Annotated in this window: 23 protein-coding genes; 17 read left to right on the top strand and 6 right to left on the bottom strand. The window is 65.9% G+C overall.

The window, feature by feature from the left end; translation table 11 throughout:
* The 17 genes from K288_RS0106855 to K288_RS0106775 are packed head-to-tail and all read left to right on the top strand — an operon-like array spanning position 1 to position 18,517.
* Complete coding sequence (locus K288_RS0106855) at positions 1-1,071, top strand: branched-chain amino acid ABC transporter permease (RefSeq protein ID WP_027578859.1); 1,071 nt, start codon at positions 1-3, stop codon at positions 1,069-1,071.
* Entirely contained in the window at positions 1,064-1,846 is a 783-nt protein-coding gene (locus tag K288_RS0106850) for an ABC transporter ATP-binding protein (protein ID WP_027578858.1), read from the top strand. The genes K288_RS0106855 and K288_RS0106850 overlap by 8 nt, the downstream gene beginning before the upstream one ends.
* On the top strand, positions 1,839-4,055 hold the full coding sequence (locus K288_RS0106845; RefSeq protein ID WP_027578857.1) for an ABC transporter permease: 2,217 nt from the start codon (positions 1,839-1,841) through the stop codon (positions 4,053-4,055). The genes K288_RS0106850 and K288_RS0106845 overlap by 8 nt, the downstream gene beginning before the upstream one ends.
* A gap of 3 nt (positions 4,056-4,058) precedes the next feature.
* Positions 4,059-4,892, top strand: a complete 834-nt coding sequence (locus K288_RS0106840; protein ID WP_027578856.1) for a phosphoenolpyruvate hydrolase family protein — start codon at positions 4,059-4,061, stop codon at positions 4,890-4,892.
* A 21-nt stretch (positions 4,893-4,913) separates the two neighbouring features.
* On the top strand, positions 4,914-7,667 hold the full coding sequence (locus tag K288_RS0106835; RefSeq protein ID WP_027578855.1) for a flotillin domain-containing protein: 2,754 nt from the start codon (positions 4,914-4,916) through the stop codon (positions 7,665-7,667).
* A 9-nt stretch (positions 7,668-7,676) separates the two neighbouring features.
* A complete protein-coding gene (locus K288_RS0106830; protein ID WP_027578854.1) occupies positions 7,677-8,114 on the top strand; it encodes an SRPBCC family protein in 438 nt (145 codons plus the stop codon).
* Between the two features lies 1 nt (position 8,115).
* Positions 8,116-8,559: an SRPBCC family protein gene (locus K288_RS0106825; RefSeq protein WP_027578853.1), complete on the top strand. Its 444-nt coding sequence runs from the start codon at positions 8,116-8,118 to the stop codon at positions 8,557-8,559.
* 16 nt (positions 8,560-8,575) lie between these two features.
* Positions 8,576-9,394, top strand: coding sequence for an FAD binding domain-containing protein (locus tag K288_RS0106820; RefSeq protein WP_027578852.1), 819 nt, complete (start codon positions 8,576-8,578; stop codon positions 9,392-9,394).
* 7 nt (positions 9,395-9,401) lie between these two features.
* The gene (locus K288_RS0106815; protein ID WP_027578851.1) at positions 9,402-9,881 is read left to right on the top strand and encodes a (2Fe-2S)-binding protein; all 480 of its coding nucleotides are present in this window, start codon (positions 9,402-9,404) and stop codon (positions 9,879-9,881) included.
* An 11-nt stretch (positions 9,882-9,892) separates the two neighbouring features.
* Positions 9,893-11,467, top strand: a complete 1,575-nt coding sequence (locus tag K288_RS0106810; protein WP_027578850.1) for a molybdopterin cofactor-binding domain-containing protein — start codon at positions 9,893-9,895, stop codon at positions 11,465-11,467.
* Positions 11,468-11,469: 2 nt separating this feature from the next.
* Entirely contained in the window at positions 11,470-12,492 is a 1,023-nt protein-coding gene (locus K288_RS0106805) for a molybdopterin cofactor-binding domain-containing protein (RefSeq protein ID WP_027578849.1), read from the top strand.
* Between the two features lie 11 nt (positions 12,493-12,503).
* Positions 12,504-13,385 (top strand): MoxR family ATPase, encoded by an 882-nt coding sequence (locus K288_RS0106800; protein ID WP_027578848.1) that lies wholly within the window; start codon positions 12,504-12,506, stop codon positions 13,383-13,385.
* On the top strand, positions 13,382-14,500 hold the full coding sequence (locus tag K288_RS0106795; RefSeq protein ID WP_027578847.1) for a VWA domain-containing protein: 1,119 nt from the start codon (positions 13,382-13,384) through the stop codon (positions 14,498-14,500). Before K288_RS0106800 ends, K288_RS0106795 begins: the two co-directional genes overlap by 4 nt.
* Positions 14,497-15,387: an amidohydrolase family protein gene (locus K288_RS0106790; RefSeq protein WP_027578846.1), complete on the top strand. Its 891-nt coding sequence runs from the start codon at positions 14,497-14,499 to the stop codon at positions 15,385-15,387. Before K288_RS0106795 ends, K288_RS0106790 begins: the two co-directional genes overlap by 4 nt.
* 49 nt (positions 15,388-15,436) lie before the next feature.
* Positions 15,437-16,285 (top strand): MBL fold metallo-hydrolase, encoded by an 849-nt coding sequence (locus K288_RS0106785; RefSeq protein WP_027578845.1) that lies wholly within the window; start codon positions 15,437-15,439, stop codon positions 16,283-16,285.
* Between the two features lie 20 nt (positions 16,286-16,305).
* On the top strand, positions 16,306-17,877 hold the full coding sequence (locus K288_RS0106780; RefSeq protein WP_027578844.1) for an isochorismatase family protein: 1,572 nt from the start codon (positions 16,306-16,308) through the stop codon (positions 17,875-17,877).
* A 13-nt stretch (positions 17,878-17,890) separates the two neighbouring features.
* Positions 17,891-18,517, top strand: coding sequence for an NAD(P)H-dependent oxidoreductase (locus K288_RS0106775; protein ID WP_027578843.1), 627 nt, complete (start codon positions 17,891-17,893; stop codon positions 18,515-18,517).
* Positions 18,518-18,649: 132 nt separating this feature from the next.
* Here the strand turns inward: K288_RS0106775 and K288_RS44910 are convergent, their stop codons facing one another.
* The 6 genes from K288_RS44910 to K288_RS0106745 all read right to left on the bottom strand — a co-directional run bounded on the left by K288_RS44910 (position 18,650) and on the right by K288_RS0106745 (position 25,080).
* Positions 18,650-19,165 carry a carbon monoxide dehydrogenase subunit G gene (locus tag K288_RS44910; RefSeq protein ID WP_051334397.1) on the bottom strand — a complete coding sequence of 172 codons (516 nt, stop codon included), beginning with the start codon at positions 19,163-19,165 and terminating at the stop codon, positions 18,650-18,652.
* A gap of 19 nt (positions 19,166-19,184) precedes the next feature.
* Positions 19,185-20,012 carry an XdhC/CoxI family protein gene (locus tag K288_RS0106765; RefSeq protein WP_027578842.1) on the bottom strand — a complete coding sequence of 276 codons (828 nt, stop codon included), beginning with the start codon at positions 20,010-20,012 and terminating at the stop codon, positions 19,185-19,187.
* Positions 20,013-20,087: 75 nt separating this feature from the next.
* Entirely contained in the window at positions 20,088-21,293 is a 1,206-nt protein-coding gene (locus tag K288_RS0106760; protein WP_027578841.1) for a VWA domain-containing protein, read from the bottom strand.
* Complete coding sequence (locus K288_RS0106755) at positions 21,290-22,162, bottom strand: MoxR family ATPase (protein WP_027578840.1); 873 nt, start codon at positions 22,160-22,162, stop codon at positions 21,290-21,292. The genes K288_RS0106760 and K288_RS0106755 overlap by 4 nt, the downstream gene beginning before the upstream one ends.
* A complete protein-coding gene (locus tag K288_RS0106750; RefSeq protein WP_027578839.1) occupies positions 22,163-24,583 on the bottom strand; it encodes an aerobic carbon-monoxide dehydrogenase large subunit in 2,421 nt (806 codons plus the stop codon).
* Entirely contained in the window at positions 24,580-25,080 is a 501-nt protein-coding gene (locus K288_RS0106745) for a (2Fe-2S)-binding protein (protein ID WP_027578838.1), read from the bottom strand. Before K288_RS0106745 ends, K288_RS0106750 begins: the two co-directional genes overlap by 4 nt.
* Between the last annotated feature and the right edge of the window lie 3 nt (positions 25,081-25,083).

The raw sequence follows: 25,083 nt of genomic DNA, 5'->3' as shown, positions 1-25,083 counted from the left end.
ATGTCGTTGACGCAGCTTCATGCAACAGCGACTGCGGTAGAGCGCCCGAAGTTCCGCGCGTGGCCCGAGCTCAACAATCCGGCCGCGTGGCTGGTCGCCCTGATCCTCGTGATCATGCCGCTGATCGCCAACGGCTTCTTCCTGATCGAGATCTTCGGCACGACGCTGATCCTCGGGATCATCGCGCTCAGCCTGATGTTCCTCGCCGGCTATGGCGGCATGGTCAGCCTGATGCAGCTCACCATTGCGGGCTTCGCCGGCTACATGGTCGCGGTGTTCGGCGTCAGCGGCAACGCCAATATCAGCCTCGGTTGGCCGTGGTGGCTGGCGACGCCGATAGCACTCGTGCTCGCGACGATCTTCGGCACGCTCGGCGGCGCGCTCGCGGTCCGTACCGAGGGCATCTACACCATCATGATCACGCTCGCGATCGGCGCGGCCTTCTATTATTTCACCAACCAGAACTGGGCCATCTTCAACGGCCATACCGGCATCAACACGGTCGCCACGCCGCAGTTCTGGGGCGTCGACTGGCGCTCCGACATTCCCTTCTACTACCTGATCCTCGGCGTCGCCGCGCTCTGCTATTTCGCGGTTCAATACGTCTCGCGCACCCCATTCGGCCTTGCGCTGCAGGGCGTTCGCGACAATGCCCGCCGCATGGCGGCGCTCGGCTTCAACGTCAACGCCCACCGCGTCGCCGCCTATGCGTTCGCGTCCTTCATTGCCGGTCTCGGCGGCGTGCTTCAGGTCTGGAACTACCGGCAGATCTCGCCCGGCTCGGTCGGCGTCGAGCGCTGCATCGACATCCTGATCATCGCCGTGGTCGGCGGCATCACGCGGCCAGTCGGCCCCTTCATCGGCGCCTTGATCTTCGTGATCCTGCGCACCTTCGCGCTCGACGTCCTGATCAAGTTCGGGCTCGACGGCAACCGCTTCCGGCTCCTGATCGGACTCGGCTTCCTGGCCATCGTGTTCTGGTCGTCGGATGGTGTGATCGGCCTTTGGGAGCGCTGGCGCCGACGCCAAGGACGCGCCTCAAGTTCCACCACGGGGCGCGGCCATGGATAGCGTCGCCCACCGCCTCTCCGCAGTCGGCGCCGGCGCCGCGCTGGAACTGCGCGGCGTAACGCGGTTGTTCGGCGCACTCGCCGCGCTGACCGACGTGACGATGACGGTGCGGCCGGGCGAGCGGCGCGCGGTGCTCGGCTCGAACGGCGCCGGCAAGACCACGCTGTTCAACTGCATCACCGGCGATTTCCCGCCCTCGTCCGGCACCATCCGCTTCTTCGGCGAGGACGTCACGCGCTTCCCGCCCTATGAACGGATCCGCCGCGGCCTGCGCCGCACCTACCAGATATCGGCGCTGTTCCCCGGCCTCACCGTGCAGGACAATGTCTATCTCGCCTGCCGCGGCGTCTCGCGCGGACGCTTCTCCTTCCTGCGTCCCGGCGCGAACGACGCGTTGATGCACGCGACCGAAGCGCTGGTGCAGGCCGTTCACCTGACCGCCGTGAAGGACCAGCGCGTCGCCGAGCTCGCCCACGGTCAGCAGCGCCAGCTCGAGATCGCGCTCGCGCTCGCCGGCGCGCCGCGCTTCATCCTGTTCGACGAGCCGGCGGCAGGCCTGTCGCCGGCGGAACGGCTCGAGCTGATCGAGATCCTGACCTCGTTGCCTGCGCATATCGGCTACATCATCATCGAGCACGACATGGACGTCGCGCTGCGCGTCGTCGAGAGCGTCACGATGATGCACAACGGCCGCGTCTTCAAGGAGGGCCTGCCGCGCGAGATCGAATCCGATCCTGAAGTGCAGGAGCTCTATCTCGGAGGCGGACATGGCTGATATCCGCCGCGCCGCGCCCGCTTTGGAGGTTAGAGGCCTCGACGTCTATTACGGCCATTCGCACGCACTGCAGGGCGTCGACCTCACGCTCGATTCCGGCGTGTTCTCGGTGGTCGGCCGCAACGGCATGGGCAAGACCACGCTGTGCAAGACCATCATGGGCCTGGTGCGGGCCAGCGGCGGCTCGGTGCGCGTTCGCGGCGAGGACGTCACGCATATGAGCCCGGCCCGGATCGCGCGGCTCGGCGTCGGCTACGTCCCGCAAGGCAGGCGCCTGTGGCGCTCGCTCAGCGTCGACGAGCATTTGCAGCTCGCCGGCGGGATGCGCCGCGGCCCGTGGACGGTCGAGCGGATTTACGACACCTTCCCGCGCCTTGCCGAGCGCAAGGAGCATGGCGGCAGCCAGCTTTCGGGCGGCGAGCAGCAGATGCTCGCGATTTCGCGCGCGCTTTTGACCAACCCGCACCTGTTGATCATGGACGAGCCGACCGAGGGTCTGGCGCCGGTGATCGTCGCGCAGGTCGAGGAGATGCTGGTCCGCCTCGGCGAAGACGGCGACATGTCGGTGCTCGTGATCGAGCAGAACATCGGCGTGGCAACGGCGGTTTCCAAGAATGTCGCCATCATGGTCAACGGCCGCATCAACCGCATCATCGATTCCGTACGGCTGGCTGCCGACCGCGAGTTGCAGCAGCGCCTGCTCGGCGTCGGGCAGCACGGCGATATTGCAGCCGATGTCGACGCCGGCCCCGCAAAGCCGGAGCCGGATGCCACGCCGCAGCCCGCGCGTGCCAAAGGCCCGGTCCGCATCTACATCTCGAACCCCACGCCGCCGACGCGCTGGTCGCAGCCGGTTTCGATCGCCCGCATCGAGGCGGTCGCGCGAACGCATTCGGCTGGCGTCACGCGGCTTGAAGAGGGCACGCGGCAGCGGCGTGAACCCGCTGCCGCACAAACCGCCGGCCCGCCGGTAGTACTGGTAGTCGGCACGCTTGACACCAAGGGACCGGAGCTGCGTTTCATCCGCGACATCGTCGCGGCGAGCGGGCTGCGCAGCAGATTGGTCGACGTTTCCACCAGCGGCAAGCAGACGACCTGCGATGTCTCGGCCCAGGAGATCGCGCTGAACCATGGCCGCGGCGGATCGGGCGTGTTTGGCGCCGATCGCGGCGCTTCGGTCAGTGCAATGGCGGATGCCTTCGCGAAATGGCTGCGCCGCCAGGGCAATGTTGCCGGCATCATCTCGGCCGGCGGCTCCGGCGGCGCCTCGTTGGTCGCGCCCGCGATGCGCACCCTGCCCATCGGCGTGCCCAAGATCATCATCTCCTCCGTCGCCTCGGGCGACGTCGGTCCCTATGTCGGCCCGGCCGACATCATGATGATGTATTCGGTAACCGACGTCCAAGGTCTCAACTCGATCTCGCGCACGGTGCTCTCCAACGGCGCCAATGCGCTGGTCGGCATGGTGAAAGCACGTCTCGACGAGCGCGGCGCCCGCCAGCGCGAGACCGGCAGCAGCCTTCCCGCCGTCGGCATCACCATGTTCGGCGTGACCACGCCTGCGGTGCAGAAGATCGCGGCCGAGTTGAAGGACGATTTCGAGTGCCTGGTGTTCCACGCCACCGGCGTCGGGGGCCGCTCGATGGAGAAGCTCGTCGATTCCGGCCAGCTCGCCGCCGTCATCGATCTAACGACTACTGAGGTCTGCGATCTCCTGATGGGCGGTGTCTTCCCGGCCACCGACGATCGTTTCGGCGCGATCATCCGCAGCCGCGTGCCCTATATCGGCTCCGTCGGCGCACTCGACATGGTCAATTTCGGCGCGCACGACACCATCCCTGAGCGCTACCGCCAGCGCAAATTCCACGTCCACAACCCGCAGGTCACCTTGATGCGGACGACAGTGGAAGAGAACGAGCGCATGGGCCGCTGGATCGGCGAACGGCTGAACCAGATGGACGGTCCTGTGCGCTTCTTCCTGCCCGAGGGCGGCATCTCCGCGCTCGATGCGGCAGGTCAACCGTTCTGGGACCCCGATGCCGATGCGGCATTGTTCCGCGCATTGGAGCGCACCGTGCGCCAGACCGGCAACCGCCAGCTCATTCGCGTCAAGCGCAACATCAACGATCCCGAATTTGCGGCTGCGATCGTAGCCGCGTTCCGTCCTCTGCTCGGACGCGCCGGTGGACGGCGGAGAGTGGCGAGGTGACCCATGGCCAGGTTTGAACGTGCGGCGCTGCTCAAGAAGTTTCGCGACATGGCGGCCAGGGGCGAGCCGATCGTCGGCGGTGGCGCCGGCACCGGACTCTCGGCCAAGTGCGAGGAGGCCGGCGGCGTCGACCTGATCGTGATCTACAATTCCGGGCGCTACCGCATGGCGGGCCGCGGCTCGCTTGCTGGCCTCATGCCCTATGGCGACGCCAATGCGATCGTGCTCGAGATGGCGGGCGAAGTGCTGCCGGTCGTGACCAAAACGCCGGTGCTCGCCGGCGTCAACGGCACCGATCCGTTTCGCGACATGGATCTGTTCCTTGACCAGCTCAAGGCGCTCGGATTCTCCGGCGTACAGAACTTTCCGACCGTCGGCCTGATCGACGGCACCTTCCGCGCCAATCTCGAGGAAACCGGCATGTCCTATGCGCTGGAGATCGAGATGATTGCCAAAGCCCACGACAAGGACATGCTGACGACGCCCTACGTCTTCAGCGAGACGGAAGCGGCGGCCATGGCGATCGCCGGCGCCGATATCATCGTCTGCCATCTCGGCCTGACCACCGGCGGCTCGATCGGCGCGCAGACCGCGCTCAAGCTCGAGGATTGTCCGGCCCGCATCGATGCCTGGGCCGAGGCCGCGCTCAGCGTCAATCCGCACATCCTCGTGCTCGCGCATGGTGGCCCGATCGCGGACCCCGCCGACGCTGATTTCATCATGAAGAAGACCCGCAAATGCCACGGCTTCTATGGCGCTTCCTCGATGGAGCGCCTGCCGGTCGAGCGGGCACTGACAGATCAGGTACGCAGGTTCAAGGCGATCGGCGCACGCTAGCGCCGAGCAAGGGAGGTTAAGATGTCAGGGATGCTCATTGGCGAATTGATCCTCTGGCTCATCGTCGCAATCATCGCGATCGTCGTCATCGTTTACATCGTCAACTGGCTCTATCACCGCTCGTCGAAAGAGGTGTCCTTCGTCCGCACCGGCTTCCTCGGCGAGCGTGTCGTGATCAATGGCGGCGCCTTCGTGCTGCCTTTCATCCACGACTACACGCCGGTCAACATGAACGTTCTGCCGATGGGGATCGTGCGCTCCAGGCAGGATGCCGTCATCACCCGCGACCGCATGCGCGTCGATATCGAGGCGGATTTTTACGTCCGCGTGCAGCCCACCCGTGAAGCCGTCTCGATCGCCGCCGCCACGCTTGGCCGCCGCACCATGGAGCCGGAACAACTTCATACGCTGCTCTCCGGCAAATTCGTCTCCGCCATCCGTTCGGTCGCGTCGGAAATGACGATGGAGCAGATGCACGAGCAGCGCGGCGAATATGTCGCCCGCGTCAAGGCCGCGGCGGCCGAAGCGCTGGCCCAGAACGGCCTCGAGCTCGAATCCGTTGCGATCACCGACCTCGACCAGACCGACCTCGAGTTTTTCAACCCGTCGAACCGCTTCGATGCCGAAGGTCTCACCCGTCTGATGGAGGACATCGAGGCCAAGCGCAAGCTGCGCAACGACATCGAACAGGACTCGATGATCAAGATCCGCTCCCGCAACCTGGAGGCCGAACGGCAGGCGCTCGAGATCGAGCGCGAGAGCGAGACCGCGCGGCTGGAGCAGGAGCGCGACATCGAGATGCGCCGCGCCCTGCAGCGCACTGAAGTGGCGCGCGAACGTGCGCTCCGCGAGAGCGAGGCCGAGCAGGCCCAGATCACCGCGCGCGAGGCGATCGAGAAGGCACGTATCGCCAATCAGCGTTCCGTCGATACCGCACGGATCGCCTCCGAGCGCGAAGTGCGCCAGCGCGAGATCGAGCGCATGCGCACGGTGGAAGAAGCCGAAATCGCGGCGCGCGAAGCGATCGAGAAGGCGCGCATCCAGCAGGATCGCGTCGTGACCGATGCGCGCATCGCCAACGAGGAAGAGACCCGGCGGCGCGAGATCGAGCGCACGCGCACGGTCGAGGAAGCCGAGATCGCGGCGCGGGAAGCGACCGAGAAGGCGCGCATCACCCAGACCATGACCGTCAATCTCGAGCGCATCTCCTCGGACGAACGCACCCGGGCACTGGAGATCCAGCAGGTTCGCGCCATCCAGGAAGCCGAGATCGAGGCGCAGCGCGCCGTCGAAGCCGCGCGTATTGCCCGCGAGCGCACTCTCGCGGCCGAGAGGATCGCCGCCGAGCAGAATACGCGGCAATTGGAGATCGAGCGCAACCAGGCGCTGGAAGTCGCCGGCATCACCGCGCGTGAAACCACCGAGGCCTCCCGTATCGCCCAGGAGGAACGCATCCGCTCGCTGGAGATCGCGCGCAACCGCGCCGTCGAGGAAGCCGACATCGCCTCGCGCGAGGCGATCGAGGCCGCAAGGATCGCGCAGGAGAAGGCTGTTGCGGCCGAGCGCATCCAGGCCGAACGCGAGACGCGCGCCCTCGAGATCGCGCGCACCGAGGCCATCGAGGCGGCAGACCTCAAGCGACGCGATGCAATCGAGCGCCAGCGCATCGGAGTGGAGCTTGCGCTGGAGTCCGAGCGGATCGCCTCCTCCAGGACTCGCGAGGTGCTCAATATCGACCAGAAGAAGACGATAGAAATTGCCGACGAGGAGCGCGTGATCGCGCTCGCCGCCAAACGCTCCGAGCGCATCGATGCCGACCGCCAGATCAAGCAGGCGGAGATAGTGGCGCGTAAGGAAGTCGAGACCACCGATGTCTCGCGCGAGCAGGCGCTGGAGGCAGCGCGGCTAGAACGCCGCCGCGCCATCGAGCAGCTCGAGATCGCCCGCGTCCAGTCGCTGCAGGAGGCCGAGATCGCCTCCCGCGAGGAGGTCGAGCGCGCCCGCATCGCCTCAGACCGCGGCCTCGACGAGGCCAGGATCGGCCGCGAGCGCGACCTGCGCCGACTCGAGGTTGGTCGCGAGAAGGACGTCGAGACCGCCTTGATGGAGAAGGCGATCGCCCTCTATCAGAAATCCCTGGAAGAATCCGCAGCCAAGGTGGCGGCGGAAGATGCGCGGGTGCGCGCGACCGAAGCCGCCGAGCGCGTCGTCACCGCGCGCGAGAGCGAGATCGCACGGCGTCGCAAGACGGTGGAGGTGCTGCTCGCCGAGAAGCAGGCCGAGGAGACGCGGATTGCCGCCGAAGCCGAGCGGGTGCGCGCCGCCGTGGAGGCCGAAGCGCAGCGGCTGCTCAACGAGGCCGAGAACGTGCTCACCGACCAGGCGCGCTACTCGCTGTTCCGCCGCAAGCTGCTCGACCGCATCGAGGGCATCGTGCGCGAGAGCGTCAAGCCGATAGAGAAGATCGAGGGCATCCGCATCCTCCAGGTCGACGGCCTCAATGGCAACGGCCATGGCAACGGCGGCTCTTCCCGCAGCGCCACCGACGAGGTGATCGACTCCGCGCTACGCTACCGCGTGCAGGCGCCGCTGATCGATTCGATCCTGTCGGACATCGGCGTCGAAGGTGGCAGCCTTGCCAAGATGCCCGGCCTGATCCGCGAGGCGCGCGACATGCAGGGCATCAAGGAGTCGGCGACCCGCAAGAGCGGTGAAGCCAAGCCGTCCGCAAGCCCGGCCACGGCCGAGCCGCGCCCCCCGCGCAAGAAGGACTGAGCACGCGCCATGGCCAGGGTCTATGTCTCCACTGTCGTCAACGCCCGCAACGATCGCGTCTGGGCCCGCGTGCGCGACTTCAACGGCCTGCCGAACTGGCACCCGGCAATTGCCGAGAGCCGCATCGAAGGCGGCGAGCCCGCCGACAAGATCGGATGTATCAGGGATTTCCGCCTGCGCAACGGCGACCGCATTCGCGAGAAGCTGTTGGGACTGTCGGACTACGACATGTTCTGCACCTACTCGATTCTGGAATCGCCGATGGGCGTGGAGAACTATGTCGCGACGCTGCGGCTGACGCCGGTGACCGACGGCGACCAGACGTTTCTCGAATGGACCGCCGAGTTCGACTGTGCGCCCGAGCGCGAGGCCGAACTCGTCGGCAATATCGGCGGCGGCGTGTTCCAGGGCGGCTTCGACGCCCTGAAGCGCGCGTTCGGAGGCTAGCGTGCCGCATATCGTCAAGAGCACGATCATCGATGCGCCGACCGACACGGTGTGGGGCGTGCTCCGCGATTTCAACGGACACGACCGCTGGCATCCGGCGGTGGCGACCAGCACGATCGAGCGCGCACATAGCGCCGACAAGATCGGCTGCATCAGGCGCTTCAAGCTCAAGGACGGCTCGGAGCTGCGCGAGCAGTTGCTGGCACTGTCCGACCTCGAACAATCCTTCAGCTATTGCCTGCTCGATACGCCGATCCCGATGTTCAACTATGTGGCGCATGTCCGCCTGTTGCCCGTCACCGACGGCGATCGCACCTTCTGGCATTGGGAATCGCGCTTCACGACGCGGCCCGAGGATGGCGTCAGCATCACGCAGATGGTGTCCGAGCAGATCTACCAGGCCGGTTTCGAGGCCATTCGCCGGCATCTGAAGGAGGCTGCATGAGCGCGGAGGAACGCCCATGAGCGTGACGGTAAGGACTTTCACCAGCACCGGCGAGGCAGCCGCTGTGCTGTCGTCGGACCGCAGCGCTCGCTATCTCGGCGGCGGCACGCTGGTGATGCGCGCACTGAACGAGGGCGACATCTCGATCTCCACCATCGTGCGCGCCAGCGACCATGCGCTGACGCGGATCGATGCGACCGGCTCCCGCATCATTATCGGGGCCGGCGTCACCTTTGCCCGTATTCTCGCCGAGCGCGATCTCGGCTTCCTGCACGCCGCGGCCCGCTCGATCGGCGGACCGGCGGTGCGCAACATGGGCACGGTCGGCGGCAATCTCTTTGCATCTATCCCATATGGCGACTTCACCGTCGCGTTGCTCGCGCTCGACGCCGTCGTTTCCGTGCAGGGCGGCCTCGGCAGCCGCGACATGCCGATCGAGGAATTCCTGCAGACGCGCGAGCGGCAGACCGGCACGCTCGTGCTTTCGGTTTCCTTTCAGAAGCCCGCGAGCGCGGATGCGTTTCGCTATCGCAAGATCGCCCGCATCAAGCCGAAGGGCGGCGCCGTGATCACGCTCGCGGCGCATCTTCCCGTCAGCAGCGGCCGCATCGCCGGCGCGCGCATCGCGCTCGGCTCGATGGCGCCGACACAAATCCGCGCCCGCGCCGCTGAGCGAGCCCTCGAAGGACGCACGCTCGATGCTGCGACGATCAGCGCCGCCACCGCTGCTGCGGTCGAGGGCATCGCGCCCGCCGATAATGCGCTCGCCTCCGGCTGGTACCGACGCGAGGTCGTCGGCGTTCATCTCCGACGTTTGCTGTCCGGTCAGGAATAGGATCACCATGGCCAAGACCGCCCTACAATTCCAACACAACGGCCGCGACGTCGCGATCTTCGTCGACGGCGGCACCAATCTTCTGGTCGCGCTGCGCGAATTGATCGGCGACATGACACCGAAATTCGGCTGCGGCCAGGGCGGCTGCGGCGCCTGCAGCATCCTGATCGACGGCGAGTTGCATCTCTCCTGCCTGACCCTGGCCGAGACGGTCGCCGGTCGCTCCGTGGAGACGCTCGATGGCATCAAGGAAGGCCCAAACCTGCATCCGCTGCAGCGCGCCTTCGCCGACAACTTCGCCGCCCAATGCGGTTACTGCACGCCGGGCATGCTGATGGCCGCCAAGGCCTTACTCGACCGCAACCCGCAGCCGAGCCGCGCCGCGGTCGTCGAGGCGATCTCGGGCAATATCTGCCGGTGCACCGGCTACGAACCCATCATCAATGCCGTGCTGGCCGCCGCCTCGGGTGGCCGCGCCCGCGCGTAAAGGAAGAGGCCATGCTGGAACTGCGCAAGGACATCTTCGCCGACGAGCGCGACGACAATCTGAAGGAGATCGGCAAGGGCACGCAGCGGCAGGACATGCTCGGGCATGTCACGGGCACCTCGACCTATTTCGATGACCACAAGCTGCAGGGCATGCTGCATCTGAAGGTGGTTCGCAGCACGCATGCCCATGCGCGGCTGCGCCGCATCGACACCAGCGAGGCCGAGCGCTCGGCGGGCGTGCGGCGGATCATCCGCGGCAGCGACGTGCCACGCAATCTCAACACCCTGCTCAGCCTGATCAATTTCGGCAAGGACGACGAGCCGTCGCTCGCGGTCGACAAGGTGCGCTACAAGGGCGAGCCGATCGTCGCCATCGTCGCCGACAGCCCGCGCGAGGCCTATGAGGCGATGGCGAAGGTCAGGATCGACTACGAGCCGCTGCCGGCTGTGCTAGACGTCGAGGACGCGCTGAAGCCCGGCGCGCCTGTCGTCAACGACACCTATCCGAAGAACGCGTTCATCTATCACGACGTCTACGATCACCAGAAGCTGCGCTTTGGCGATGTCGAGCGCGGCCTCGCCGCGGCCGATCACGTGCTGGAGCAGCGCTACCAGATGTCGCCGATCGAGCACGCGCCGACCGAGACCAATGGCTCGATCGCCGCACCCGACACCAACGGCCGCTACATCGTCTACACCTCGACCCAGGCGTTGTTCTTCTCGCTCGACACCTGCGCGAAGATTCTCGACGTGCCCTCGAACACCTTCCATTTCATCGGCGGCACCGTGGGCGGGGGTTTCGGCGGCAAGGTCGATACGCTCACCGAACCGCTCTCTATCCTCGGCGCCATGCTGACGGGGCGTCCGGTGCGCTACCTGTTCGGGCGCGAGGAAGAGATGCAATATGGTCCACCGCGCGGGGCCGAGCGCATCTACATCAAGGACGGCGTGATGCGTGACGGGCGGATCGTAGCGCGCAAGATCCGCGCCTATTTCGATAGCGGCGCCTATACGCGACTGTCGAGTTATGCCGCCGTCAAATGCGCCGCGCATCTGCCGGGCCCATACACGATCCCCAATGTCTATGGCGACGTCTATTGCGTCTTCACCAACCGCACGCCGGCAACCGCGATGCGCGGGTTCGGCGTCACCGCGATGGATTTCGCGATCGAGTGCCAGATGGACAAGCTCGCGCATCTCGTCGGCATGGACCCGATGGAGTTCCGCATCCTCAACGCCTATCGCGACGGCGACATGAAGGCGCATCGCCGCGAAGCCAAGAACACCGCGCTGATCGAATGCGTCCAGGTCGCCGCCGAGAAGGCCAAATGGCCGATCCGCGAGGAGTTCAAGCGCGCCTCCTCGCGTAAGGAAGGCGGCGGCAGCCGCGCCGCGATTCCGCCGACGCCGCGCGAGTCCTACGCGCCGGCAACGGCGCCGTCGCAACAACGGACGACCTATGACCGCGCGCCCGCCACCTCGCGCGAGCCGCCATCGCCACCACCGCCCCCTCCCCCGCGGCCGCTGGCGCCGTCGCATGGCGCGGCCCGCTTCTCCTCCGTCTTCGGCACCAGGAGGCGCTGACCATGACCAGGCATCGCGGACGCGGCATCGCGTCGATCAACTACCCGATCGGGATGAATCTCGGCGGCGATCCCAGCCAGGCGCTGGTTCATTCCAATCCCAGCGGCAAGTTCACGGTGGCGCTATCCTCGATCGATCTCGGCCAGGGCATGAAGTCGGTGACGCGGCAGATCTGCGCGGAGACGCTCGGCGTGCCGGTCGAGGACGTCTATGTCGACACCGCCGATTCCGACACCGGCCCCCATTGCATGGGCTCGTTTGCCTCCCGCGGTACCCATCGCGTCGGCAATGCAGTGATGATGGCCGCACGTGAGGCACGCGGCGTGATGATGGAGGCGGCAGCCGAGGAGCTGGAGGTGAACGCGGCTGATCTCGAAACCGACGGTCGCGGCAACATCCACGTCAAGGGCGCACCGCACCGTTCCATCTCGACCAAGGACGTCGCGATCGCCGCACAGTTCAAGCAGGGCAAGACGATCTCCGGCCGTGGCATCTTCCTGGTGCCGCTGTCCGACGTCGATCCTGAAACCGGCGAGATGTCGCCCGCGACATGTTACGCGCATGCCTGCCTGGTCGCCGAGGTCGAAGTCGACGACGAGACCGGCGAAGTTGCGATGGTCCGCATGGACAGCGCCTACGAGCTCGGCCGAGCCCTCAATCCACGGCTGGTCGAGCAGCAACTGGTCGGCGGCGCCTGGATGGGCATCAGCCACGCACTCTACGAGACGCCAGAGCCCTATTATCCCGACCCGAGCCACGGGCCGCGCGACTTCGTCGAATACCTCATGCCGGGGCCCGGCGACATCTGCCCGCACGATATCGCGGTGCTGGAGCGCCCTGCGGCCGATGGGCCGTTCGGCGCCAAGGGTCCGGGCGAAATGTGCGCCAATCCGGTGCTCCCGGCCGTGGCGAACGCGATCTTCAACGCCGTCGGCGTCCGCATCAACGAATTGCCGATCACGCCGGAACGCGTATTGCGCGCGATCAAGGCGCAGGGCGGCGCGCGGCCGCAGGCGCGGCGCTAGAGGCAGGACACATGCCGGTCCGCAGCAACATCGTCGGCATCGACTCGCCGGAAGCGCTGGAGAAGGCGCTGCGCGCGGCCTACTATCTCGCCGATGATGGTATCGCGACATCAGCCTATCTTTCGCTCGCGCTCGGCAAGCCGTTGCTCTTGGAAGGCGCTCCCGGCGTCGGCAAGACCGAGGCCGCCAAGGCGATCGCCGCCGTGCTCGGCCGCAAACTGATCCGCCTGCAATGCTATGAGGGCATCGACGCCGCGGCCGCTCTCTACGAGTGGAACTATCCGCGCCAGATGCTGGCGATCCGCCAGGCTGGTGACGAGACCATTGACATCTATGGCGAGACCTTCCTGATCGAGCGGCCGATGCTCGCCGCGCTGCGCGCACCCGACTCGACGGTGCTGCTGATCGACGAAATCGACCGCGCTGACCAGGAGTTCGAGGCCTTCCTGCTCGAATTCCTGTCCGACTTCCAGATCTCCATCCCCGAGCGCGGCACGGTGCGCGCGTCGGAACATCCGGTCGTGGTGCTGACCTCGAACCGGACGCGCGACCTGCACGAGGCGCTGCGCCGCCGCTGCGTCTACCACTGGATCGACTATCCGACCGCCGAGCGCGAAGCGCGCATCGTGATGATGCGGGCATCCAGCGTCGCCGAATCGACCGCCCGTGCCGTCGTCGCCGCGGTCGAAAAACTCAGGCGCGAACCCCTGAGCAAGGTGCCCGGCATCGCCGAGGCCGTCGACTGGGCGGAGGCTGCCACGCTGCTGCACAAGGGCGGTGCGCGCTGGCCGGATGCGTTCAAGCGATCGATCGGCGTCGCGCTGAAGGATGAGGAGGATCTGCATTTCATCTCGCCGCGACTCGACGCACTGATAGCGGAGGCTGCTGCGTGAACGACGAATTGCCGCTGCCACGAGCCGCACAGGTATTCGTCTCCTTTGTCGCGCTGCTCCGCGGCAACGGCTTCGCGGTCGCGCCGGAACAGACCACCGCCTTCCTCGCCGCCATCGCACTGCTCGGGCCGCGCAGCCTAGAGGACATCCGCCGCGCGGGTCTCGCGACGCTGGCGCCGCCGCCGGAGCGGCGCGCGACCTATGACCGGCTGTTCGATATCCATTTCCGCGGTGCCGAAACGATCGAGCGGGCCGAGGGCGAGGACGAGGAGATCGTCCGCCTGCAGGAAGAAGGCCGCGGCGAGGACGAACCGCCGCTCGCCGACGAGGCCAACGAATCCGGCCTCACCGCTGCCCGCACGGAAGCCCTGGTCGAGCGGCGCTTCGCGCAGGGCACCACCAGCGACGTGCTGCGCCGGCTCGCGCGCGAAGCGCCGCGGCGGCTGCCGCGCCGTCGTGGCCACCGGCGAATGCGCGCGCGCCGCGGGCCCTTCGCCGATATCCGCCGCACCTTGCGCGACAGCGTGCGCAACGACGGCGAGGTGCTGCGGCTCGGGCATCTGAAGCGGCGCTTGCGTCCGCGCAAAATCCTGCTCCTGATCGACGTCTCCGGCTCGATGAAAGTGCGCACCGAGGAGAACATGAAACTCGCCCACGCGCTCATGCAGGCCACGCGCAATGTCGAAGTGTTCACCTTCGGCACCAGGCTGACGCGCGTCACCCGCGCGCTGCGGCTAAAGCGCCGCGAGCAGGCGCTGAATGCGGCCGCGCATCTCGTCAGCGACTGGGACGGCGGCACCCGCATCGGCGACGCCTTGCAGGCGTTCCTCGCCGTGCCGCGGTTCGGCGGCTACGCGCGTGGCGCCGCCGTGATCGTTGTCTCCGACGGATTGGAGCGCGGCGATGTCTCCGCGTTGCGCGACGCGGTCGCCAAATTGTCGCGACGCGCGTGGTCCTTGAGCTGGCTGACGCCGCTTGCGAGCGGACCCGGCTTCAAGCCGCAGACCGAAGCGCTGATCGCGATCGAGCGTTTCGTCGATGATCTCTCCGACGGCGGGTCGAGCGCCGCCGTCGTATCGCATCTGTTGTCGCTCGGAGGAAGGAGAGCCGCATGACCGACATTGTCGACGCCCACCACCACATCTGGCGGCAGGCGGATCTCGCCTGGCTGTCCGGCCCGATGCAGCCGCGCATCTTCGGCCCCTATGAGCCGATCCGCCGCGACTATCCGATCCGCGAATATCTCGACGATCTCGCCGGCACCGGCGTGATCCGCTCGGTCTATGTCCAGACCAACTGGCCCACTGATCGCTTCGAGGACGAGACCGCCTGGGTGCAGCAGACGGCGGGCGAGCACGGCTGGCCACATGCCATCGTCGCCTATGCCGACTTCTCTGCCAGCGATGTGCGCCCGCAACTCGATCGCCTCGCGCGCTATCCGCTGGTGCGCGGCGTGCGCATGCAACTGCACTGGCATGAAAACCCGCTCCACCGTTTCGCCGCACGCGCCGACCTCTGCGCCGATCCGATGATCCGCCGCAACGTCGCGCGGCTCGCCGACTACGGCTGGAGTTTTGACCTGCAGGTGTTCGCGCCGCAGATGGCCGATGCCGCCGGCCTTGCCGAAGCCTGCCCCAACGTGACCTTCGTCCTGCAACACGCCGGCATGCTGGAGGACCTGACGGCGGAAGGCCGCGCCGCCTGGCGCGCCGGCATGGCGAGGCTGGCAAGCCGCCCGAATGTGGTCTCGAAACTTTCGGGGCTCGGCACCTTCATCCATCGCAACGACCTCACGCATATCCGTGGGATCATCGAGGACACCGTCAATATCTTCGGTGCCGAGCGCTGCCTGTTCGGCTCGAATTTTCCGATCGAGAAACTCTGGACCAGCTATCGCGAACTGATCGCGACCTATCGCGCCGCCACGGTGCAGCTTCGAGGCGAGCAGCGCGACGCGCTCTTCAGGGCCACCGCGATGCGCGTCTATCGCATCAATCCGTGACGGCACAAGAGATCGCCGCACAAGACAAAGATCAATCGGGAGGGAATGGATGCCGTTGGAAATCAAGATCCTGGACTATGGCGATATCGAATTGGAGTCGAGCTTCCTCGTGCTCGGGCGCGACTGCGGCCGCACCCGGCGCGTGCTGACGCTCGGCTTCCTGATCCTCGGCGGTCCCTATCCTGTCGTGGTCGACACCGGCTATCGCTCCAACCAGATCATGGAGACGCTGGGCATGCGCGGCCTGCAGTTCCATGAGAACATGATCGAGAACCAGCTCGCCCGTCACGGCGTGCGCATGGGCGACGTGCGCTTCGTCTGCCACACCCATCTTCACATCGACCATGCCGGCAAGGACGACCTGTTTCCAATGAACACCACGGTTGTCCTTAATCGCCGCGAGCTGGAATATTCCGTGTCGGGCCTGATGCATCCGCAATATCCCGCGCCCGACATCAAGCATCTGGTCGACCGGCTGCACACCAAGGGCGCGCTGCGCTTCCTCGATCTCGAGATCACGGGCCCGATCGAACTGATGCCCGGCGTCTATTGCGACGCGGCCAATGCCCACACCGAAGGCTCGATGAACATCCATGTCCACACCGCCGACGGCATCGCCACGATCTGCGGCGACGTGATCTATGACTTCAACGACCAGATCGTGACGCCCTTCAACGAGATCCATGACTGGGAGCCGCGCACGACCGGCAACCACGGCACCAGCAAGCGCGCGGAGAAAGCCGCGATCAAGAAGCTGCTCAGCGGCTCGCGTTATCTGCTCCCGGTGCACGACCGGCCGGCCAAGATCGAAGGCGGCGCGGTGGTCGGCCGGCTGCACGACCAGGTCCCCGGCCCCATCGTGCAGAGCCTGCCGGAGCGCCACTGGTTCCCGGCGTGAGCTCAAAAGGACTTCAGCCGATGACGCACGTCACCCTGCGGCCGGAATTCGAAAACCTGATCGATCCCTATGCGCCGGTCGGCCAGGTGGGCACGGGCTTCGAGTTCACTGAAGGGCCGATCTGGCATCCGACCGATCATTATCTGTTGTTCTCCGACATGCCGGCCGACGTGCGCCGACGCTGGGATGCACGGCGTGGCGTCGTCGAGGTCAGGCGTCCCTCGAACAAATGCAACGGCATGACCTATGACGCCGACCTGAACCTGATCGTCTGCGAGCATGCCACCTCCTCGCTGATCCGCGAGCGGCCGGATGGACGCCGCGAGGTGCTCGCCTCGCACTTCGAGAACCAGGAGCTCAACAGTCCGAACGACGTCTGCGTCCATTCGAGCGGCGCGATCTATTTCTCCGATCCTTGGTACGGCCGCATGCCGGTCTATGGCGTCGAACGGCCGCGCCAGCTCGGTTTCCAGGGCGTCTATCGCGTGCCGCCCGGTGGCGGCGCGCTCCGCCTGCTTGTCGACCGCAATTTGTTCGAGCAGCCGAATGGACTCTGCTTCTCGCCGGATGAGCGCGTGCTCTATGTCAACGACACCGTGCAGGCGGTGATCCGCGCCTTCGACGTCGAAGCCGACGGCGCGCTATCCAATCCGCGCGTCTTTGCCAGCGGCATCCGTTCCGAGTTCGAGCCCGGCGTGCCCGACGGCATGAAATGCGACCAGCACGGCAATGTCTGGGTCAGCGCGCCCGGCGGCGTCTGGGTCTATTCGCGCAATGGCGAGTTGCTCGGCAAGGTGCGTCTGCCCGAGCTTGTCGCCAATCTCACCTGGGGCGGCGCAGATTTCCGCACGCTCTACCTGACCGCGACCCACTCGGTCTACGCGATCCCGACCAAGGTCGGTCCGCGCCACGAGCCTTATATGAGTGGCAGGCGCGGCGGCGCTACTGCGGCCTCTTCGGTCCCTGCCCCCAACCTGACCAATGGCGACATGCGGCTTGATCCGCAGCGCTGCGCGATGATCATCCAGGATCTGCAGAACGACGTAATCATGGACGGCGGTGCATTCGCGGAATCAGGCGCGCCGGCGCATGCGCGGCAGCAGCACGTCGTCGACAATGTCCGCCGGCTTGCGGAAGTCGCGCGCTCCCGCGGCGTCGTCATCATCCATGTCTGGTTCATCGTCGAGCCGGGCGCGCCGGGCGTCACGCTGAATGCGCCGCTGTTCGAAGGCCTCGTCGACAGCAAGGCGATGGTGCGCGGCAGTTGGGGCGCGGCGCCCGTGTCCGGGCTCGAGCCGCGCGCGGGCGATTTCGTCGTCGAGAAGATGCGCATGAGCGCCTGGGAGGGCACGCGGCTCGAAACCATCCTGAAAGCCACCGGCCGCGACATGATCATCAATACCGGCGCCTGGACCAACATGTCGGTCGAGCACACCGCCCGCACTGGCGCCGACAAGGGCTACTTCATGATCGTGCCGGAGGATTGCTGCTCGACCATGAACGCGGACTGGCACAACGCGTCGATCAACTTCGCGCTGCAGAACGTCGCCGTCGTGACCAACGTCGACACCGTCATCAAGGCCCTGGGATGAAAGGCGCAAGGAGGTGGCAAAACTCCTTCATCTCGCCTGCTCGCCGCGCGCCGATTCGGAATCGGCCGCCGGTGCACGCGTCTTCCTCGACCGTTTTCGCAAAATTCGGCCGGACTGGGACATCGATCTGATGGATCTCTGGCGCGATCACCTGCCGGAATTTTCCGGCGCGATCCTCGACGCCAAATACGCCCGCCTGAAGGGCCAGGCCTTCACGGACGCGCAGCGTGACGGCTTCGCCGCCGCCGAGCGCATCGCGCTCCGCCTCGCGCTTGCCGACCGCGTGCTGATCTCGACGCCGATGTGGAATTTCGGCGTTCCCTACAAGCTGAAACAGTGGCTCGATGTAATCATCCAACCCGGCCTGACGTTCCGCTTCGATCCGTCGCGGGGCTATCTGCCCCTGCTCACGGACCGGCCGACGCTCGTCATCCTCGCAAGTGGCAGCGACTTCGTCACCGGCATGAATCGCGGACGCATCGATATGGCGACGCCGTACTTGCGCGAGGCCCTTCGCTTCATCGGCATCAGCAGCGTCCGCTTCGTGCCGATCGGCCCGACCACCGGTCTGGCCGACGCGATTCGGACCGCGCGCGAGAACGCCCATCGCCGCCTTGCCGAGATCGCGGTGAACTTCTGATCCGGGATGACAGCGCGTGCATGTCGTCCCGGGCTTGACCCGGGACAGCGTAGGGTGGGCAAAGCGAAGCGTGCCTACTGTCACGAGCGAAACGCGAGATGGTGGGACGGCGCTGATGCGCCTTGGCCCACCCTACGGGTTCTGCGCGCGCAGTCTTGCGATCCAGCCCTTCTTCTCGCCGGCTTCCGGCTGCGCTGCATCCGATGTCCCGCCTGCCGCAACGGCAAAGCGCGTGAAGAATTCACCGGCGAGCTTCTTTGCCGTGGAGTCGATCAGCCGCGAGCCGAGTTGCGCAAGCTTGCCGCCGATCTGCGCATCGACCTCGTAATGCAGCACCGTGACATCGGCACTCTCCGCCTCCAGCCGCACCGTCGCGCCGCCCTTGGCGAAGCCGGCGACGCCGCCGGAGCCTTGGCCCGAGATGCGATAACTGTTCGGCGGATCGAGATCGGACAGCGTCACCTTGCCACCGAAGGACGCCTTCACGGGCCCGACCTTGATGACGACGGTCGCCGTCATCTCGGTCGGCGACGTCATCTCCAGCGCCTCGCAGCCGGGAATGCACTCCTTGAGCACCGCGGGATCGTTCAGCATCGCCCACACCTTCTCCTTCGACGCGGGGATACGCTGGCTGTCGTTCATCTGCATGATCGGTTACTCCGTGACTTCAGGCGGAAACCGGCAAGCGCTGGCCGCGCCGCCGTTCGATCGTGATCTCGGCGAGGATCGACATCGCGATCTCCTCCGGCGTGATGGCGCCGAGGTCGAGGCCGGCCGGCGCCTTGACCCGATCCACTAGCGAAGAGGCCACCCCCTCGCCGATCAGCTTGGCGCGCAGCGAAGCCATCTTGCGGCGGCTGCCGACGAAGGCGTGATAGCAGGCATCGATCGCGACCGCCGCGCGCAACGCGGCTTCGTCGCCCTTTCCTTGCGTCGACACCACGATGAAACGCTTCGCGTCGTTCAATTCGCCGAGCTGGAAGCCGTCGATCCGCTCGTCGGCATCCGGCTGGGCGGGAACATCCGCGGCTGGTGCGGCCAGCGTGACGTGATAGCCGAGCGTGCGCGCCTGCGTGGCCAGCGACAGCGCCACCGGGCTCGCGCCAAGGATGATGAGCGAGGGATGCGGCAGCACCGGCTCGACGAAAATATCCATGGTGCCCTTGCTCGGGCACATATTACTGGCAAAGCGTATGCCCTCGCGGCTCTCGCCGGCCTTGACGCCGAGTTCGGCGAGCAGGTCCTGCGGCTGCACTGACACCATCCGCGGTGCGCCGTCGGCCAGCGCCTCGCGCGCCGCCTTCAGCACAGCGGCTCGTGCGCAACCGCCGCCGATCCAGCCCGCGACGATGGTGCCGTCAGGCGCGATGATCGCCTTCGCGCCGGCCTTCGCCGCGGTCACCGAGACTGTCCGCACTACCGTCGCGAGCACGAAGGTGCGTTCGGCCGACTTCATCTGCGCGACCAAATCCATGACTTCGACATGAGCGGTCATCGGACAACTCCTTTAAAGCGTTTTCGAGCGAAGTGGACACCGGTTCGCGTGAAGAAAACGCGTCAAAACAAAACTCTAGAGCTTCGCCAGATAGGGTTCGAGCGCGCGCAGGCTCTGCAGCGTATTGGCGGGCGCGTAGAGATCGACATGCGGCAGCGCCGCCTTGATGCCGAGCGCCTCCGGCGCATAACCCTCCCAGGCCATCATCGGGTTGAGCCAGACGATGCGACGACAGCGCCGCGCGAGCGCCGCCATCTCGCGGCCGAGCAGCGCCGCATCGCCGGTCTCGTAGCCGTCGGACACGATCATCACGCAACTGCGCGAATGGATGACGCGCGCGGCATGCCAGCGGTTGAACGTCTGCAGGCTGTCGCCGATCCTGGTGCCGCCGCCCGCGCCCTGCGCCATGATCGAGAGCCGGTCCAGCGCGCGGCCGGCGTCCCTCTCCTTCATGGCGTCGGAGACGAAAGCGAGGCGCGTATGAAACAGGAATGCTTCGGCCTCGCGGAATTCGTCGAGCACGCCGTGGATGAAACGCAGGAATACACTGGTGTACATGCTCATCGAGCCGGACGCATCCAGCAGCACGATCAGCCGCAACGGCTTGTCCTTGCGCCGCCGCTTCACCAGGCTGATCGGCACGCCGCCATGGCTGATGTTGCGGTGGATGGTGCGGCGGAGATCGAGCCGGTAGCCGCGCCGCCGCGCGAGATCACGCCGCGTCAATCGCGTGCGCATGACCTTGGCCAGTTGCGCCGCAGCCTCATGCGCCTGCGCAACCTGGTCGGCATCGGCGAGCTTGCGGAAATCGACCTCGGCGAGATTTTCCGCGCGCGATGCGCCTTCCATCCGTCCCTCGCCGCTACGCCCCTCAGGCGCGTCGTCGGACGACGGGACCTGGTCGGTCGCCGACTGGCTGGCGCCCGGCTCGGGTCGGCCCTCCAGGCTCTTCAGCGAAGGGCTGTTCGCCGCCTGTCCCGACGCCATCGTCCGCGATCGCGAGCGTACCCGCTTGCGGAGCCAGAACGCATCGAACAGCCCGTCGAATTTCTCCCAATCTGACTTCCGCGCCGAGAACAGATGCTTGAACGCCGATCGCAGCAATCCAGGCCGTGCCGCATAGCCTTCGGCCATCAGCGCCGCGGCATCGCGGCCCTCGGCAAGGCCGATGCGAAAGCCGTTGTCGCGCAGCGTGCGGAGAAAGGCTGCAAGCCGGCCGGAGACGAGGCGCGAGACCTCGTCAATCTCCTCGAAGCCCGGATTGGTGCCACAGCAGCTCATGCGACTTTCCCCAATAGCCGCTGCGTCACTTCCGGTGTGAAGCGGGCGCGGTCCTCATGAGTCTTGAGCAGGCAGATCAACGTCTCATGCACCGTCTCGGGTGCATCGTTGAGATCGCGGATATCGAGCCCGACCAGCGCCGCAGCCCAGTCCAGCGTTTCGGCAACGCCAGGAACCTTGCGCAGATCCTCCTTGCGGATCTCCTGCACCATGCGCGCGATCTGCAGCGACAGTGACGGGCTCGCATTCTCGATCCGCGCCAGGATGATGCGCGTCTCGCGGTCGACATCGGGATAGTCGACGTAATGGTAGAGACAGCGCCGCCGCAGCGCATCCGAGAGCTCCCGCGTGCCGTTGGACGTCAGCACGACGTGAGGGATCGTGATGGCGGATATGGTGCCGAGCTCTGGGATCGAGATCTGGAAATCCGACAGCAGTTCGAGCAGGAACGCCTCGAACTCGTCATCGGCGCGATCGATCTCGTCGATCAGCAGCACCGGCGCCTGCTCGCGGCGGATCGCGGCGAGCAGCGGCCGTTCGAGAAGATACTTCTCGGAGAATATCCGGTCCTCGACCGCATCCGCATCCTCGCCATGATGCGCCTGTATCGCCAGGAGCTGCCGCTGGTAGTTCCATTCATAGAGCGCTGCCGACTGGTCGAGCCCCTCATAGCACTGCAGGCGGATCAGCTCGGTCGAATGCGCCTGCGACAGCGCTTTCGCGACCTCGGTCTTGCCGACGCCCGCCTCGCCTTCCAGCAGCAGCGGACGCCGCAGCAATTGCATCAGCGAGATCGCGGTCGCAAGCTCCGCATCGGCGATGTAGCCCGATGCGGCAAGTCGCTCCGCGATCTCCTCACGTCTCTTCATCTAGGCGACCGCTCCCAGATTCTTCGCCGCCTGCCAGTTGCGCCAGAAATCGTGCGGCATCTGGATGTGGGTCGAGCCCAGGAACGAGAAGGCGTCGTTGACGGCGTTGGAGAACGCCGGCACGCCGCCCACATTCGGGCTCTCGCCGACACCCTTGGCGCCGATCGGATGATGCGGCGACGGCGTCACGGTGAAATCGGTCTCCCAATGCGGCGTCTCGACCGCGGTCGGCATGAAGAAGTCCATGAACGATCCGGTCACGACATTGCCGGTGTCGTCGTAACGGATCTCCTGGCCCATCGCGATCGCGAAGGCTTCGGTAAGCCCGCCATGCACCTGGCCCTCGATGATCATCGGATTGATCCGGGTGCCGCAATCATCGAGCGCATAGAAGCGCCGGACCTTGTAGACGCCTGTATCGACATCGATGTCCATCACGCAGAGATAGGCGCCGAACGGATAGGTCATGTTAGGCGGATCATAATAGCTCACCGCCTCCAGCCCCGGCTCCATGCCCGGGGGCACGGAGTTATAGGCCGCCCAGCAGATATCCTTCATCGACATGAACTTCTCCGGCAGGCCCTTGACGCGGAAGCCGTCGATATCGAACTCCAGATCGTCCTCGTGGACTTCGAGCTTGTAGGCCGCGATCATCTGCGCCTTGGCCTTGATCTTGCGCGCAGCCATCGCGATCGCGGCGCCTGCGACCGGGGTCGAGCGGGAGCCATAGGTGCCGAGCCCGTAAGGCGCGGTGTCGGTGTTACCCTCCTCGACCTGGATGTTGTCGGCAGGAATGCCGATTTCCGTGGCGATGATCTGGGCCCAGGTGGTCTCGTGCCCCTGGCCCTGGCTCTTGGTGCCCATCCGGGCGATGCCCGCGCCGGTCGGATGCATGCGGATCTCGCAGGAGTCGAACATCGCAATCCCTAAGATGTCGCAATTCTTCGACGGGCCGGCGCCGACGATCTCGGTGAAGAAGGACACGCCGAGCCCCATGATCTCGCGGGTCTCGCCGCGCCTGAAGGCCTCACGCTTCTCTGTCTGCTCCTTTCGGAGCGCGGCGTAATCAGTCGTCTCCATCATCTTGCGCATGGCGGTGTGGTAGTCGCCGGAATCGTACTCCCAGCCGAGCGCGGAGTGATAAGGGAACTGCTCCGGCTTGATGAAGTTCTTCAGCCGCAGCTCCGCCGGATCCATGCCGAGCTTCTGCGCCAGGATGTCCATCGCACGCTCGATGCAATAAGCCGCCTCCGTGACGCGGAAGGAGCAGCGATAGGCGACGCCGCCCGGCGCCTTGTTGGTGTAGACGCCATCGACAGACAGATGCGCAGTCGGGAAGTCATAAGAACCGGTGACGATGTTGAAGAAGCCGGCCGGCCATTTCGACGGGTCGGCGCAGGCATCGAACGCGCCGTGGTCGGCGAGCACATGCACGCGAAGGCCGGTCACCTTGCCCTCCTTCGTCGCCGCGATCTCGGTCGTCATGTGGTAGTCGCGCGCAAAGGAAGTTGCGGTCAAATTCTCGATCCGGTCTTCGACCCACTTCACCGGCTTGCCAGTGACGATGGAGGCGACCGCTGCGCAGATATAACCGGGATAGGCGCCGACCTTGTTGCCGAAGCCGCCGCCGATGTCGGGCGCGATCACATGGATCTTCTGCTCCGGCAGTTTGGCGATCAGCGACACCACGGTGCGGATCACATGCGGCGCCTGGAAGGTGCCCCAGATCGTCAGCTCGCCCTTAACCTTGTCGAAGGAGCAGACGCACTGGCAGGTCTCGAGCGGCGACGGATGGGTGCGATGATAGGAGATCATCTCCTTGATCGTGACCTCGGCCTTGCGGAACGCCGCATCGGTCAGGTCCTTGTCGCCGACCGTCCATTCGAAGATGTGGTTGTGATGCTTGCGCGGCCCATGCGCGCCGGTGGTCTTGCCGTCGAGGTCCTCGCGCAGCACCGGCGCATTGTGGTCCATCGCCTTGAACGGATCGACCAGCGGCGGTAGCGGCTCGTATTCGACCTCCACCTTGTTGATGCCGTCATCGGCGGCGTAGCGGTCGGTCGCAACCACGAACGCCACCTCCTGGTTCTGGAACAGCACCTTGCCGTCGGCCAGCACCATCTGCACATCGCCGGCTAAGGTCGGCATCCAGGCGAGGTTGACGGTCTTCAGCGTCTCGGCGGTGATCACCGCGAGCACGCCCGGCACCTTCAGCGCTTCTTCGGCGTTGATCGACTTGACGCGCGCATGCGCATGCGGCGAGCGGACGAAATCGCCATGCAGCATTCCGGGCAGCTTGACGTCGTCGACATAGTTGCCCCTGCCTTGCGTGAAGCGGATGTCCTCGACCCGCTTGCGCTTGCAGCCCATGCCTTCGAGCGCGGCGGTGCGTTGTTCCCGCGTGGGAGTCATGTCGTTCATTCCGCGGCCTCCTTGAATTCGACATTGTTGAGCTTGGCGGCGGCGTACTGGATCGCCCGAACGATATTCTGGTACCCGGTGCAGCGGCAGAGATTGCCCGACATACCCATCCGGATGTCCTGCTCGGTCGGCGATGAGTTCTCCTGCAACAACCGGTGCGCGCGCATGATCATGCCGGGCGTGCAGAAGCCGCATTGCAGCCCGTGCATCATCCGGAAACCTTCCTGCAGCGCCGAGAGCGTACCGTCGGGATTGGCCATGCCTTCGACGGTGATGATCTCGGAGCCATTGGCCTGCACGGCGAATACCGTGCAGCTCTTCACCGACATGCCGTCGAGGTCGACGGTGCAGGCGCCGCAATGGGTGGTCTCGCAGCCGACGTGGGTGCCGGTAAGTTGCAGGTTCTCGCGGATGAAATGCACGAGCAGCGTGCGTGGCTCCACGAGGCCTTCGACCTCCGCGCCGTTGACCTTCATGGTCACATGTGTCTTTGCCATGTA

Source organism: Bradyrhizobium sp. Ai1a-2 (genome assembly GCF_000426245.1).
Lineage (GTDB): Bacteria > Pseudomonadota > Alphaproteobacteria > Rhizobiales > Xanthobacteraceae > Bradyrhizobium.
The sequence above is the reverse complement of the archived record's forward strand: the minus strand, read 5'-3'. Positions and strand labels throughout refer to the sequence as shown.